Annotated in this window: 13 protein-coding genes and 1 tRNA gene; 2 read left to right on the top strand and 12 right to left on the bottom strand. The window is 59.2% G+C overall.

Annotated features, from left to right (window positions below):
• Positions 1 to 104: 104 nt before the first annotated feature.
• Together DW195_RS08075 and DW195_RS08070 are read left to right on the top strand one after the other, a co-directional pair.
• Complete coding sequence (locus DW195_RS08075) at positions 105 to 536, top strand: helix-turn-helix domain-containing protein (RefSeq protein WP_158567925.1); 432 nt, start codon at positions 105 to 107, stop codon at positions 534 to 536.
• Positions 537 to 1,841 (top strand): type II toxin-antitoxin system HipA family toxin, encoded by a 1,305-nt coding sequence (locus DW195_RS08070; RefSeq protein WP_118206419.1) that lies wholly within the window; start codon positions 537 to 539, stop codon positions 1,839 to 1,841.
• Between the two features lie 127 nt (positions 1,842 to 1,968).
• Here the strand turns inward: DW195_RS08070 and DW195_RS08065 are convergent, their stop codons facing one another.
• From DW195_RS08065 to DW195_RS08010, 12 genes are all read right to left on the bottom strand, one after another.
• Positions 1,969 to 3,426, bottom strand: a complete 1,458-nt coding sequence (locus tag DW195_RS08065) for an aminoacyl-histidine dipeptidase (RefSeq protein ID WP_117799679.1) — start codon at positions 3,424 to 3,426, stop codon at positions 1,969 to 1,971.
• Between the two features lie 148 nt (positions 3,427 to 3,574).
• The gene (locus DW195_RS08060; protein WP_117635965.1) at positions 3,575 to 4,096 is read right to left on the bottom strand and encodes a PIN domain-containing protein; all 522 of its coding nucleotides are present in this window, start codon (positions 4,094 to 4,096) and stop codon (positions 3,575 to 3,577) included.
• Positions 4,093 to 4,452, bottom strand: coding sequence for a type II toxin-antitoxin system RelB/DinJ family antitoxin (locus DW195_RS08055; protein ID WP_099432102.1), 360 nt, complete (start codon positions 4,450 to 4,452; stop codon positions 4,093 to 4,095). The genes DW195_RS08060 and DW195_RS08055 overlap by 4 nt, the downstream gene beginning before the upstream one ends.
• A 124-nt stretch (positions 4,453 to 4,576) precedes the next feature.
• Entirely contained in the window at positions 4,577 to 7,219 is a 2,643-nt protein-coding gene (locus DW195_RS08050; RefSeq protein ID WP_118206418.1) for an ATP-dependent Clp protease ATP-binding subunit, read from the bottom strand.
• Positions 7,220 to 7,405: 186 nt separating this feature from the next.
• Positions 7,406 to 7,999, bottom strand: a complete 594-nt coding sequence (locus tag DW195_RS08045) for a DUF2798 domain-containing protein (protein WP_117639661.1) — start codon at positions 7,997 to 7,999, stop codon at positions 7,406 to 7,408.
• Positions 8,000 to 8,313: 314 nt separating this feature from the next.
• Positions 8,314 to 9,882: a threonine/serine exporter ThrE family protein gene (locus DW195_RS08040; RefSeq protein WP_199576345.1), complete on the bottom strand. Its 1,569-nt coding sequence runs from the start codon at positions 9,880 to 9,882 to the stop codon at positions 8,314 to 8,316.
• A 320-nt stretch (positions 9,883 to 10,202) separates the two neighbouring features.
• On the bottom strand, positions 10,203 to 12,167 hold the full coding sequence (lysS, locus tag DW195_RS08035; protein ID WP_118206417.1) for a lysine--tRNA ligase: 1,965 nt from the start codon (positions 12,165 to 12,167) through the stop codon (positions 10,203 to 10,205).
• A gap of 79 nt (positions 12,168 to 12,246) precedes the next feature.
• On the bottom strand, positions 12,247 to 12,717 hold the full coding sequence (gene greA / locus DW195_RS08030) for a transcription elongation factor GreA (protein ID WP_006234960.1): 471 nt from the start codon (positions 12,715 to 12,717) through the stop codon (positions 12,247 to 12,249).
• A gap of 106 nt (positions 12,718 to 12,823) precedes the next feature.
• Complete coding sequence (tatA, locus tag DW195_RS08025) at positions 12,824 to 13,099, bottom strand: twin-arginine translocase TatA/TatE family subunit (RefSeq protein ID WP_022094895.1); 276 nt, start codon at positions 13,097 to 13,099, stop codon at positions 12,824 to 12,826.
• A 112-nt stretch (positions 13,100 to 13,211) separates the two neighbouring features.
• Positions 13,212 to 13,288 (bottom strand) — tRNA-Pro (locus tag DW195_RS08020).
• Positions 13,289 to 13,337: 49 nt separating this feature from the next.
• Entirely contained in the window at positions 13,338 to 14,234 is an 897-nt protein-coding gene (ispE, locus tag DW195_RS08015; RefSeq protein WP_233540847.1) for a 4-(cytidine 5'-diphospho)-2-C-methyl-D-erythritol kinase, read from the bottom strand.
• 2 nt (positions 14,235 to 14,236) lie between these two features.
• Positions 14,237 to 14,533: a Veg family protein gene (locus DW195_RS08010; protein ID WP_118206416.1), complete on the bottom strand. Its 297-nt coding sequence runs from the start codon at positions 14,531 to 14,533 to the stop codon at positions 14,237 to 14,239.
• Between the last annotated feature and the right edge of the window lie 165 nt (positions 14,534 to 14,698).

The raw sequence follows: 14,698 nt of genomic DNA, 5'->3' as shown, positions 1-14,698 counted from the left end.
TCAACGCCAGTACAAGGCCTCATGCAAAGTTTTGCATGAGGCCTTTTCGTGCAGACTTTTGCATGTCATACTGATATGCAAAAGTCTGCATGTTGGAGATCGCCATGGATACCCTTCCCATCACCACACCACGCCAAGCTGGCATCTATGTGCGTCAGGCACGCGAGTCGCAGGAAATCACCCGTGCGGCCCTCGCTAAAAAAGCCGGCGTTTCGGAGCGCCTGCTCGCATCGCTCGAGCTAGGAGACGCCACGGGTATTCGGCTCGACAAGTTACTGACCGTCTTTAACGCACTCGACATAGGTCTCTTTGCGCAAAGCGATAACGACTCCATCGCATCGCCCTCCGAACATCCGACGACGATAGCGGACCTCCCTATCGCGAACTCGAATGCCCTGCCAAAGCCAAGCGTAGGCAGACGACCCGCCCGACAAGGAACGCCATCTTCCTATGGTGCCCTGCTGGCCCAAATCGCAGCCGAGCAAGGCCTTTCCGACACTTCAGACCTCTCCTTTGGCTGTAAGGTTGTGAAATAAATGGCAGAGATGGAGCTTGCGACCCTCATTTGTGGCGAAATCGCAGGCACTCTCCGGCAAGACGAGCATGGACTCTGCAGCTTTGTATACGCCCCAACCTATCGCGGAGCACCACTATCGCTTACAATGCCGCTTTCCAATCGCACGTATGGCCATAACATCGTCCGCCCGTTCCTATTTGGCCTTTTGCCCGACAGCCAAGAGCAGCGTCGCGCTATTGCCGCCGAGCATGACGTTGCATCCAACAACCCCGTCGCCCTCTTGTGCCATATCGGTCTTGACTGCGCGGGGGCCGTTCAGTTTTGTCGAGCCGATCAATTAGACGCCGTCCGTGGCAGGGTCTCCGCATACCGCCCGCTTACCAATTCTCAAATCGCTCACAAGCTTAAAGCAATTCGCGATGACGAAAGAGAGACATGGATGGGCTCCAACGAAAGCTGGTCCCTGGGCGGCAACCAAGGCAAATTTGCACTAGCTTGGCATGATGGCCAATGGTACGAATGTCTAGGGTCATCCCCCACTACCCATATCTTCAAAAATGGTGTCGTTGGGTTCAAACATCAGGCCTTAAACGAATTCGTCTGCATGAAAACGGCTCGGCGTGTTGGCGTTCCAACTGCCAACGTCTCCTATTGCACATTTGAAGATGAAGCCGCGCTCGTCGTTGAACGGTACGACAGAATGGTCACTAGCAGCGGAAGTATCGAAAGGCTGCATCAGGAGGACTTTTGCCAGGCGCTCGGTGTATTGCCAGGCCAGAAATACACCGCCGACGGAGGACCGACTACACGAGACATCCAAGAACGACTGATTAACACAGTCCCCCACCACATGAATCTTGTGCTTTTTACCTATATGTTGTTCTATAACGCCATTATCGGAGCGCCTGACGCACACGCTAAAAACTACTCGCTCATCCTAGGCAAAGGCACAAACGCGGCACTCGCACCCATGTACGATGTCGCATCGGGCTTGGCGTATGAGCGCATGCGACGTCGGGCACGCCTTGCTATGAGCGTTGGCGGCGAAAATCGTGTGGGGCGCATCGGTCCAGGTGCTATCCGCCGATACCACGGTATGGGCGACCCCGCGCTGGAGACGGCGCTCACCGATGCCGGGCTATCCGAGAAGTTTTGCTTTGCGACCATGATGGACCTCGCCTACGAGGTACCCATTTGCATGGAAGAGGTCATGGACGAATACGCCGACCTGCCCGGCATGGCGGACCTGCGCGAGCATATGCTCGGCCCCGTCCGCGAAAACTGCCAGCGAACCCTCGACCTCATCAGGGCGGATATGGGCTAGACGCCAATCAATTTCCCATTTTTTAAAAGAAGAGAGGGGGCACCCGTCGCAAAAGTTCGGATGCCCCCTCTCGTAATGTCATTTGCAATCCGCCAGCACGTGGCTCGGACTGCCGCTAGCGCAACCTTTACGCAGCGAGGCGCTTGAGGACGTCGATGAGCAGCTCGTAGAAGCGCTCGGCAGAAGCGAGCTCCATGCTCTCGTCCGGGGTGTGGACATCGGAGAGCGTCGGGCCCACGGCGATGGCGTCCAGGCCGTGCAGGGCCTCGGCAAACAGGCCGCACTCAAGGCCGGCGTGAATGGACTCGATGCGCAGCTCGGAGCCAAATAGCTCGCGATAGCTCTCGACAAAGACGTCGCGGACCGGCGAATGCTCGGCATAGCTCCAGCCGGGATACTCGAACTCAAACTTGGCGTCGAAGCCCAGGACATCGGCAAGCGTCTGCAGGCGGTCCTTGAACTCGTTCTGCAGCGAGGTGATCGAGGAGCGCGGGGACAGCATAATCTTGACCTGATCATCGGAAGTGGCGACCACGCCGATGTTGGAGGAAACCTCGACTGAGCCGTCGGTGGCGACGTTGCGGCGAATCACACCATTGGGGGCAAGACGCAGAGCGCGGATGAGGGCAAGCGCGGACTTCTCGTCCATGGCCTCGACCTCGGCGTTGTCGGCGATCTCGACAGTGCAGGTAAAGCCGGGGTCGAAGACCTCGAGCTCGGCGGTAACGTCGGCGATGATGCCACGGGCGATCTCGGCCGCGGCCTCGGCGGCAGCGTGGTCGGCGTAGACCAGAACAGCCTTGCACTCACGATTGATGGCGTTGTCCTTGGTGCCGCCGTTGAAGCTGACGATGGCGGGCTCACCGGCAACCATCAGGCGGTCGATGATGCGGGCCATGATAAGGTTGCCGTTGCCGCGCTCCAGGTTGATATCGCTGCCGGAGTGACCGCCCAGCAGGCCGGAGATGTCGAGCGTGAGGGCGCTACCGGTCTTGTGCTCGCGCGCGATCGGGCAGGTGTAGGTAACGACGACGCCGCCGGCGCAGCTGACGGTGGCAACGCCCTCTTCCTCGGAGTCAAGGTTAATCATGGTGCGGGCGCTAATCTGGGACTTGTCGAGTGTCTCGGCGCCGACCAGGCCAGTCTCCTCGTCGGTGGTGAATACGCACTCGAGGGCCGGATGGACAATCGAATCATCGTTGAGCACGGTAAGCATAAGCGCGACGGCGATACCGTTGTCGGCGCCCAGGGTGGTGCCGTTAGCGGTGAGGACGCCGTCCTTGACGACCAGGTCGATACCGTCGGTCGTAAAGTCGTGCTCAACGGAGCCCAACTTGTCGCACACCATATCGATGTGGCCCTGTAGCATCACGGTCGGGGCATTCTCGGCACCGGCAGATGCGGGCTTGCGAATGATGACGTTGTAGACCTCGTCCTGATACACGTCGAGGCCGCGCTCCTTGGCAAACGCAACCAGGAAATCGCTGATGCCCTTCTCGTTGCCAGACCCACGGGGGATCGCGCTGACCTCCTCAAAGAAATGGAACAGCTGAGCGGGCTCGTAGCCGGTAATCTTGTAGTCCATGGTGCCTCCTTGGCGCAACTGGTTAGACAGTAAGATATGCGACTTGTATATTCCCAGACTTTGCGTGCATAAACCAGTCGAAAACGCCGAGCGCCCTTGCATCATCGGCTAACGGTGAGGAAACGCCACTTTATCAAGGTAAAGCAAGCTAGACGGGCCGTGCAGAGGGAACGTTGGACCCCCCAACCAACCTCAACGCCTGTTGAACATTAATGCATACACCATTGGTATGTTTAATAAGATTCTTGTCCTCCGTCACGACGTAATCGGCATCAATGCGATTGGCGACGCCCAGCATCAGGTCGTCCTCAAAGTCATTGTGGTGGTACTTGAACACAAAGGAGTCGAAGACCTCGTCTGCACCGACCGGGGCGATGAGGGCTAGCTCGCGCATCTGTCGAACGCATGCCCAGGCCGTTTCGTCTGCCGCCGCAATGGCGTTATCGCTCAGTGAGCCAGTCTTTCTTCGGCACTCCTGCTTGATTGCCGCCGAGACAAGATATGAAACGTCTTTGACCGAAAGCGACGAGGCAAACAGGGCAATCCGCTCCGAGGCGTCGGCAATCTCGATCAGATGGACGACATTTGCCGTACGGTCGGACCTGCCAGAAAAATAATCCATCCATACGTTGGTATCGATTAACAGCTTGAGGACGCCTTCTGTGCTCATAGTTCCACCCACTCGGGATAGCGCTCCGCCATGGCCTCCTCATAGAGGTCGTCATAGTCTCCCGAGAACTCAGGGATGGGGATGCCGTATTTGAGGCACGAATCGCGAACGATATGGCTGCCTTGCGCGGCCCTTGACTCCATGCGCCGGGGCTCCACTCCGTCAGAAACCGGAGCCGCCGCGTCTCCCTTCGAGGGCATGCGTCCGTTAACGACCAGATACTCCCAAAGTGTCCGAACGGCTTGTGACGGCGTCATGCCAATATGAGTCAGGACGGCGTCTCCCGCCTCTTTGAGCTGGCGATCTATACGCACGTTCATCTGAACTGGCCGCGTGTCGAGTATTGACGTAGGCATATCAGCTCCTTTGCTATACTATATCTCGATTTTAGTATAGCACGGCAGATTGAAGCGCATTTCAATAGAAATGAGGGCGCTTCCTTATCGGAAACGCCCCCGTTATACAAGGTATGTTCAATCCCTACAGCGCACCAGAGCCGGCTTGCATCATGCCACCGGGGCCCGAGCTCACGCCACTGCTCACAGGCGCGGCGTTTCCGGTGTGCGGCGCCGCCGGAGCGGTATCGCCACCGAGCGTGCCCGCCGGACGCGGTGCCGGGATCTCGCCCGTGCCGTGGCTAAAGACAAACTTGCCATCGGCCACGTCGCACAGGACGGTATCGCCCTCGCCCCACTCGCCGGCCAGAAGCTCCTCGGACAGCGGGTCCTCGATGAGCTTTTGAATAGCACGACGCAGCGGACGTGCGCCATTGGTAAGATCGGTACCCTCGGCCACAATCTTGTCGTAGGCCGCATCGGTGAGCTTGATGTTCATGCCGTTTGCGATCAGGCGCTGGCGCAGATCGTCCACCAGCAGGTGCGCGATCTTGGTGAGATTCTCGCCCGTGAGCTTCTGGAACACCACAATGTCGTCGATACGGTTGAGCAGCTCGGGGCGGAACAGGCGCTTGAGCTCGCCCATCGCGCGGCCCTTGATTTCACTCGACGTGAGACCCTGCTCGCCGGTGGTGCCAAAGCCAACGCTCGCATCCTGTGCGATCTCGCGGGCGCCCACGTTGGACGTCATGATGATCACGGTGTTGCGGAAGTCGACCGTCTTGCCCTGGCTATCAGTCAGGCGGCCCTCCTCCAGCACCTGCAGCAGGATGTTGAAGATGTCGGGGTGCGCCTTCTCGATCTCGTCGAACAGCACGACCGAATACGGGTGACGACGAACGGCCTTGGTAAGCTGACCGCCCTCGTCGTGACCCACGTAACCCGGAGGGCTACCGATGAGCTTGGAGACCTCGAACTCGCTGCCGAACTCCGACATGTCGAAGCTGATGAGCGCGTCCTTGCTGCCAAAGAGGTACTCGGCGAGCGTCTTGGCGAGCTCGGTCTTGCCTGTGCCGGTGGGACCCAGGAAGATAAAGCTGCCGCCGGGGCGACGCGGGTCCTTGAGCGGCGAACGGCTGCGGCGCACGGCCTTGGCGACGGCCTCGACTGCCTCATCCTGACCGATGATGCGCGTCTTGAGCACGCTTTCGGTCTGCAGCAGGCGCCGGCTCTCGCTCTCGGTGAGCGAGGAAACCGGCACGCCAGAGGTCACGGACACGATGTCGGCGATCTGACTCACGTCGATGGTGAGCGGGCTGGCGTCGAGCTCGGCGGTCCAGGCGGCCTTGGCTTCGGCGAGTTCAATCTCGGCGGCCTTCTGCTGCTCGGTGATCTCGGCGGCCTTGTTCATGTCATCGCTCTCGGTGGCCTCCTGCGCGGCGGCCTTGAGCTCCTCTATGCGATGCTCGGCCTCGCGCACCGGCTCGGGCGCGCGGTTAGCGGCGATGCGGGCGCGGGCACCGGCCTCGTCAATGAGGTCGATGGCCTTATCGGGCAGGAAGCGATCCTGGATGTAGCGGTTGGAAAGGTTCGCGGCGGCCTCGATAGCACCCTGCGTATAGCGCACATGGTGGTGCTCCTCGTAGCGCGGCTTGAGCGCGGTCAGGATCTTGACCGTGTCCTCGACGCTCGGCTCCTCGACATCGATGGTCTGGAAGCGACGCTCGAAGGCCGGGTCCTTGGTGAGATACTTGCGGAATTCCTCGGCCGTGGTGGCGCCGATAATCTGGAAGGCACCGCGCGCGAGCACGGGCTTGAGCATGGAGCTCGCGTCGATGGAGCCCTCGGCAGAACCGGCACCGATGATGGTGTGCATCTCATCGATAAACAAGATGACGTCGTCGGCCTCGGTTGCCTCCTGGATCACGTTCTTGAGGCGCTCCTCGAACTCACCGCGATACTTGGCGCCCGCAACGAGACCCGGCAGGTCGAGCGTCCAGATATTCTGGTTCATGAGGTTCTCGGGCACGTTGCCGGCAGCAATCTGTTGCGCCAGTCCCTCGACGATGGCCGTTTTGCCCACGCCGGGATCGCCCAGGATAAGAGGATTGTTCTTGGTGCGGCGCGAAAGGATCTCCATCATACGCTGGACTTCCTTTTCGCGGCCGATCACCGGATCGAGTTCGCCGTCGCGCGCCTTCTGCGTAAGGTTGGTCGCGAACTGCTTAAGTGTATCGGTGCCGCTCCCCTTTTGCTGGGAGGCATCCGAGCCGCTAAAGAACGGCAGGCCCGTACCGGGACGACCAGCACCGGCGCCAGCGAGCGGGCGCTTCTTATCCTGGTCCTTGGCGGTGAGTTTCTCGATAGCCTTTTTGATGGAGGCGGACGACACACCCAGGCGCATGAGGATGTCCATGGCCATGCCGTTGCCCTCTTCGACGATGCCGATCAGCAAGTGCTCGGTCGACACGTAGGTCTGGTTGTTTTCACGCGCCACGCGGAATGAACGCTCCATCACGCTAATGACGAGCGGCGTAAAGGCGAGCTTGGCCGCCTCGGTCTCCTCACTGGGCTCGGGAACCGTGGTCTGGACCTCTTTAAGAGTATCCATGATGTCGTCGTAGGAGATATCGAGCGAACGCAGTGCCTCGGCGGCAATGCCCTCGTCCTCCTTGGCGAGTGCGAGCAGCAGGTGCTCGGTACCCACCTTATTTGAGTGAAGATCGAGCGCTTCTTGCTTGGCCATGGACATGACCTTGCGCGCGCGATCGGTAAAACGGTCTAACATGCTAGTTCCTCTTAGACGAGCTAGTTTTTTCAAACGCAAAGCGCCGCCCGCGGCAGCGCTTTGGTCTCTTTACCCATATGGAGTATATGTTAACCGTTGGGACCTTTCCTGCCCGTAGCCGCGCGACAACGTCTACAAAAAAGGAATTGCTCGGGTCCGTTTGGCGGTTTGGTTTTGAGCTGCTGTCTAGCAGGCGGGCTCGGCGTCCATGCTCTCGGCAACGTCATTGACGGCATCGGCAACGGGAGCGCCCGGCATGCGCACGAGCTCCATGTGCGGCTCGGCAAAGACCGTGCCCATGGGGAAGGCGCGGCGGAAGACAAAGCGAGCAACCGGACCGGCCACCAGCAGGTTCCAGGGCAGGGCCATGATAAAGTTGCGCGGAATGTTAACGAGCCACATCATCGGCAGCAGCTGCAGGTTGGCGAGCGGGCCGCCGGGCATGTGGAACAGGCCCTCGCACGCACCGTAGAGCGACATGATGATGACCATAGGAACGACCATGCAGGAGCTGACGGCGAGCGTCATGGCAATCGGCGAGCTCTTGCCCGGCGTGACCAGGAATTTAAAGGCGAAACCCTTGGCGAGCGGGCTGGCGACAAACCAGTCGCAGCACATGGCAAAAACGTAGGCAACGGGGAAGCCGAGCCACGCGGCGGCAACAACCTCGCCGTTGATGGCCCCATGCTGCAGGGCAACGTTGTAGATGCTCATCCAGAGCACCATGCAAAAGCACATGATAAAGGTGAACAGCAGGCTCTCTCGTTTGTTGATAGGCATAAAGGGCATGGTCCTTTCTGTGTTACGCCGCTACGCCACGCAACAAAAACGGGCGGGCAAGATGGAGCTGTTGGGACTTCATCTCGCCCGCCCGTGATACGTGCGTCTGCGACTACTTATGTGGTGGAACCAGCCTAGCACGAAAACCCCGCGCTTCGTAAGCGTTGAGTTTATGGAGATGCAGGGCACCAATAATCCCCCGACCCCATAAGTTGCGGTGGAATACGGACTGTTTTGACCCTTTAAGCAGCAATTCAGTCCCTATTTCACCGCAACTCATTTGGTGCAAAGTAACCTGTCCCCCCTTGCACCAATTAGCTGGTGTGGCGCCAGCGAGAGTCGGTGAGGGTTCTCGCCACGCCCAGGCCAACGGGCAGAAACGCCACAATGAGCACTGCACGCACAAACCAGCCGAGCATATTGACCGTGTCGAAGGTGCACATGTAATACATCGAGCGATACAGATACAAGCCCGGCACCATAATGACAATCGATGGCACCGTGAGGGCGATACGTGGGTAGGTGAGCTTGATTTCGGCTAAGCTCGCGAGCAGCCCCGATACCAGCGCGCCGATAAACGCTGCCGCCTCGGGAGGCATACCTACGCTCAGGCCCAGAAAGGGAAACAGCATCGGCGCATCGACGAGCGTAAGGCGCAAGGTATTGGACACGGCGCCGATCAGCCCAGCTGCCGCGGCCATCTTTACCGGGCTGTTGAACATCACCGAGAAGCCGAATACGCCAACAAAGCTCATCACCACGCGCAGGAGCGTAAGGGCAAGCGGCGAAAGGCCGAGCGGGGCAAAATCATCCGGTGCCAGCCCCACACACTCGGCAACCATCCAGCCCACAAGGGTCGCCATCACAATAATCGACACGGCATACGAAAGACGCTCAATGCCGCTTCGCATATCGAGCTTAGCGATGTCGAGGCCTGCCGTAATGAGGGGAAAGCCGGGAATCACAAAGAGCATGGCGCCGATATAGCCTTCTTGGTGCGACATTGCCCCCGGTACGACCTGGCCAAGGCCGAGCAATGCCAGCAGATACGAAACGCAAGCGAGCGCAACGCCAATCGTCAGCGCGCTAAACTGGCCAAGACCCTGCTTGAGAATATGAGAGCGAGCAAAGTTGCCAACACCAGCGCCTACGAATGCGCAGGCCATCTCGATAGGGCCGCCGCCGAGCAAAAAGACGAAGGCGCCGCAAGCACAAGCTGCCGCAAGGCCCTGTTGCCAGGGAGAGTAATCGGGTTTTGAACTCTCAACGGTCTTGAGCATCTCGTGGTATTCGTGCACGGTAAACCGGCGCCCATACGTCTCGATTTCCTTTAGGAAGCTCTCCATCATCCAAATGCGATGAGTATTGACTCCCGTTGTGGGCAGGCTGACAACCTCGTTAAAGCAGTGGCCATCTTCGATGCAGCTGCACTCAAACGACAGAAGACTTAAGTCAACGTGGACGGTGACACCGAGTACGGCGGCAACGCGATTCATGGTATCGCGTACACGCCAGGCACCCGTTCCGCTCGCGAGCATAAGCATACCGGTGCGGCAGATGATGGATGACTTATCGGTGAGCGGCGCATCGACGGCAAGCTCATCGCCTGCCGTCACGATCTGGTGCCAGTCTGTTTTCATATGGAGTGCGCCGGCACGAACACCGTGGTGCATGGGGGCTCTCGAAAGCAGCGAGTCAAGGCGCGAAGACTGTGGGGGCTCCGTTGATTCATCCTCAACCTCATCAGTCTCTTCATCGACCAGATCAAATGAGTCAAGCGATGCCGGCTCGCGACGATCGATTAGCTCCTCATCCTCATCGTCAAAGTAATTGAACTGATCGAGCATGTCCTCTTCGATTGCACGCTCGCTCGCGTCGTCCATATAGACGCTCCCTTCCTACCGACTAACCCCCATCCTAGGCAGCGACGGCTAAAGGAAACATAAAAGAGACGGCTGCCATGCGAGCCATGTGCTCAATAGCCGTTGGGTAGTCGTTTAAGAACGTCCCCAATGACTATTGACGGCCAAGGCAACGCCGATGTATTGGCAACGTCAGCGAGCGGGTCGCATTTGAGACAAGGTGACGTGAAACGAAAGGGCGCTGACCTTCTGGTCGCGCCCTTGAAGTTGAACGTCAGATTGTCCAAATGCGGCCCGCGCAGCGTCGAGCCGTTACGCGGTTCGTAGAACCGCGTAACTAGTTAGTACATCTTTGCGCCGGCGGGGATGGAGGAGTCGAGCTGAATCAGGTTGAGGCGCTCCTCGCCCTCCTCCTCGTGGATGGCACTGATGAGCATGCCACAGCTGGGGATGCCCATCATCTTACGCGGAGGCAGATTGGTGATGGCGAGCAGGGTCTTGCCGACCAGGTCCTCGGGCTCATAGTAGGCATGGATGCCGGAGAGGATGGTACGATCGGTGCCGGTGCCGTCGTCGAGCGTAAAGTTCAGCAGCTTCTTGGACTTCTTGACGGCCTCGCATGCCTTGACCTTCACGGCGCGGAAATCGCTCTTGGAGAAGGTATCAAAGTCGACGAACTCCTCAAACAGCGGCTCGACGGCAATCTTGGAATAATCGACCGTGGGCTTGAGCGGCTTGACGAAGGGGCTCGCGGCGTTGCCGGCCTCGGCAGCCTTGGCAGCAGCGGCACCGGACTGGAAACCCTTCTCGGGCTTCATGTGCGGGAACAGTAGCACGTCGCGGATGGAAGCCTGGTTGGTGAGCAGCATGACCACGCGGTCGATACCGATGCCGATGCCGCCCGCGGGAGGCATACCGTACTCGAGGGCGCGCACGTAATCCTCGTCGTACTCCATGGCCTCGTCGTCGCCGCCAGCCTTCTCGGCCATCTGAGCGGCAAAGCGCTCGGCCTGGTCGACCGGGTCGTTGAGCTCGGAGAACGCGTTGGCGTACTCGTGGCCGGCGATAACCAGCTCAAAGCGGTGCGTCAGGCGCGGGTCGTCCTCAAAACGCTTGGCGAGCGGGCTGACCTCGATGGGGTAATCGCACACGAAGGTCGGGTTGACGATGGTGTCCTCGCCCAGCTCATCGTAAATCTCGGCGATAATCTTGCCGGCGGTCCACTCGGGCTTAATCTCCAGGCCCTTCTCGCGCGCGGCGGCAGCAAGCTCCTCGACCGGCGTGTCGATGGTGACCTGCTTGCCGAGCACGTCGGAGACGATGTCGGTCATGGGACGGCTGACCCACTCACCAGAAAGGTCGATGGTCTGGCCCTGGTACTCGATGACCTCGGGGTTGCCGATGGCCTTGTTCGCAGCCTTGATAACGCCCTGGGCGAGCGCCTTCATGCCCTCGAGGTCGGAGAAGGCACGGTAGGCCTCCATCGTGGTGAACTCGGGGTTGTGGGTAAGGTCCATGCCCTCGTTACGGAAGATACGGCCGATCTCGAACACGCGCTCAAAACCGCCGACGATGCAGCGCTTGAGGTGCAGCTCGGTAGCAATGCGCAGGTAGCACTCCTGATCGAGCGCGTTGAAGTGCGTGATGAACGGCTTGGCAGTAGCGCCGCCCTGGATGGTCTGCAGGATGGGGGTCTCGACCTCCATGTAGCCGTCGGACTCCATAAAGCGACGGAAGGTGGAGAGAATCTGCGAACGCTTACGGAAGGTCTCGCGAACGTCGTCGTTGGCGATCAGGTCGACATAGCGCTGGCGATAGCGGGTCTCCTTGTCGGAAAGACCGTGGAACTTCTCGGGCAGCGGACGAACGGCCTTGGAAAGCAGGGTCGCGCTCTTAGGGGCAACGGAAAGCTGGCCGCGCTGGGTGCGCACAACCACGCCGGTCACGCCCAGGATGTCGCCCAGGTCGAGAGCCTTGAGCGTATTCCAGGCAGCCTCGTCCATGTCGTTGATGCGGCAGAACAGCTGAATCTCGGCAGTCGCATCGCGTACGACGATGAACATGATCTTGCCCTGACCGCGCTTGGCGACCACACGGCCGGCGATCTTCACGACGTCCTCGGTGTCCTCGCCATCGGCAAGCTCGGCATACTTAGCCTCGATATCGGCAACGTAGTCCTCAAGCTCAGAGTGCTCGGGATAGGGGTTCTGGCCCGCCTCGAACAGGGCGGCGCGCTTGGCCAGGCGGGTGGCGCGCTCGTCGTTGAGCGTCGATGCCTGATCTGCGGCGTTCTGGTTCTCTGCCATAAGTTAGCTCCTCAAACTAAAACGCTCCCCAGGATTCGGTCCCAGGGAGCGAAAACATACCTTTACGCGGGACCGTGGTCTAGCGTGCAATCTTGGCGATGGTGTAGACGCGAGTCTTGCCGGAAGGCGTAACGACCTCGACGGAGTCGCCCTCGCCGTGACCGATGATGGCGTGGCCGACCGGAGACTCGTTGGAAATCTTGTGCTCGAGCGAGTTGGTCTCGGTGGTACCGACGAGCGTGACTTCCATGACCTCACCGTTGGGATCAATCAGAGAAACGGTGGAACCGATGGAGACGGTCAGATCGCCCGTGGTGGCAGCAACCTGAGCGTTGGCGAGGATGGCCTGGATCTCGGCAATACGAGCGGCGTTCTGGGCCTGCTTGTCCTTAGCGGCATCGTACTCGGAGTTCTCCGAAAGGTCGCCGAACGCGCGGGCTTCCTTGATGTCCTCGACGATCTCCTTGGCGTAATCGCCCTCACGCCAAGCGAGCTCCTCGACGAGCTTCTGGCGGCCCTCAGCGGTCAGTACGATCTGGCTTGCGTCCATACGGATATCTCCCCAACTCTGATCAAACAATCAACTGTCAACAAAACGAAAAAGACCGGCTAGCCTGCGGGCAAGCCGGTCAGGTGCTCACCCCAAAGGGATGGGACTACTCTGCGTCCGCGTCGCTGTCCTCTGCCTGCTTCTTCTTGGCAGCAGCGAGCTTGGCCTCGAGCTCAGCGATCTCCTTGTCCTCCTCGGACTGCTCGACCACGACCTCCTCGGCCTGCTTGGTCTCGGCCTTATCGTCGCCTTCCATACCCTCGCGGATATTCTTGACGGTAGAGCCGAGGGACTTGCCGAGCTTCGGCAAGTTCTTGGGCCCGAAGATAATCAGGACAACGACGAGAATAATGATGAGCTCAGGAGCCCTCAGTCCAAACATGTAGACCTCCACAATACAGCGAGACAAGCTCGAATGAGTATACCGCGGGTATCGCGGTATCACAACAATAGCTAAAAAAAGGGACCGCAAGAAGCGGTCCCTCCTCATGCTCTGGTCGGGTTGACTGGATTTGAACCAGCGACCCCTGCGTCCCGAACGCAGTGCTCTACCAAACTGAGCCACAACCCGTTAGCTCGACTATAGTAACAAAGATTTCCGTCGTGTGCTAGAGAAATTTTTACTTCTTTGGCACTTCGATGCGAACCGTGTTGGGAATGAGCTCCGTCGCGCAGGACCACCAGCCGTTTTGCAGGGCAGCGTCGGCAAGCCCTTCAGCCGTGGCGACGGTGTCGCAAATGGCAAATGAGCAGGCACCCGATCCGCACACATCTACAGCAACGGTGCCGTCCTGTTTACGCAGCCAATCGAGAACCATTTGAATCTGCGGCTCCATCTGCGCGGAAATGACACCTAGGTTGTTATGGATGAGCGCATATGCCGTCTCGGCATCACCAGCATGCAAGGCAGAAGCTATCGCGCCGGGCTTGTCTGCAGGCACCGGAGCCTCGTCAAAACGTCGATAGGCTTCAATTGTCGAAACGCTTGCCTCGCGCGGCTTAACCAGCACGACGGGTGTCGCGGGAAGTGCGGGGTACTCGGTTGCCAGCACGTCTCCCCCACCTACGTAGAACGCAGGGCTCGCGTGCAAAAAGAACGGGACGTCAGCACCAATGCCCCGCGCAATGTCGTCGAGCGCGGGGTCGGAGCGATCAATTCCCCAGAGCTCCGCCAAGGCGACAATGACCGCGGCCGCATCCGTCGAGGGACCGCCCAAGCCGGCGCACAATGGAATGCGCTTCTCAATCGTCACGCAGATGTTTGCCTCGCGACCATAATGCTCGGCCATAGCAACCGCAGCCCGATACGCCGTATTCTTTTGCATGGGAAAATCTGATGACGGAACCGTCTGGACGGTCAACGCCTGCGCCGGCGTAACCGTCACGGTATCGGAAAGACCGACAGCTGCCATCAGGGAATCGACCCTGTGGTAGCCGCGGTCATCGCGCTCGGTATGAACCCCCAAGTAGAGGTTAATCTTTGCCGGCGCGGAAAGAGTCAGGGACCGATCGGTCACCGCTAGTGCTCCTCGAGCTGATTGCCGAGCGGGGTAAAGATATGCTCGCCGCTCTCGGGGTCGAACAGCTCGACCTGACCGGTGAGGACATCGATGTACTGGTAGGACTGACGCGACTTGCGGCCGCGGCGCTCGTCAACCTCGACGATAAAGACAGCCGGGTGGACGCTCTTGATGGTACCCATGCGCTCGACAACGCGGGTACGGCCCATGTTGGCCTTCACCTTGACGCGATCGCCCACCATATCGGTCAGCTTCTCGTGGATGTCGTCGACGTAATTGACTTCCATCTCTTCCATGAACAGGGCCTCCAGAGGGTGCAATTCAAAAAGGGGATAATACCCCTAAGATAGACAAAACTCTAATACTATAGCACCCTGTTACAACCCCAAGCAAGTAGCTAATTAGGCTCCTTGATTATCAACTTTATCCGAACACCTCCCACATTCATCCGTACATGTGCG

It is taken from the genome of Collinsella sp. AM17-1, assembly GCF_003470665.1.
GTDB lineage: Bacteria > Actinomycetota > Coriobacteriia > Coriobacteriales > Coriobacteriaceae > Collinsella.
The sequence above is the reverse complement of the archived record's forward strand: the minus strand, read 5'-3'. Positions and strand labels throughout refer to the sequence as shown.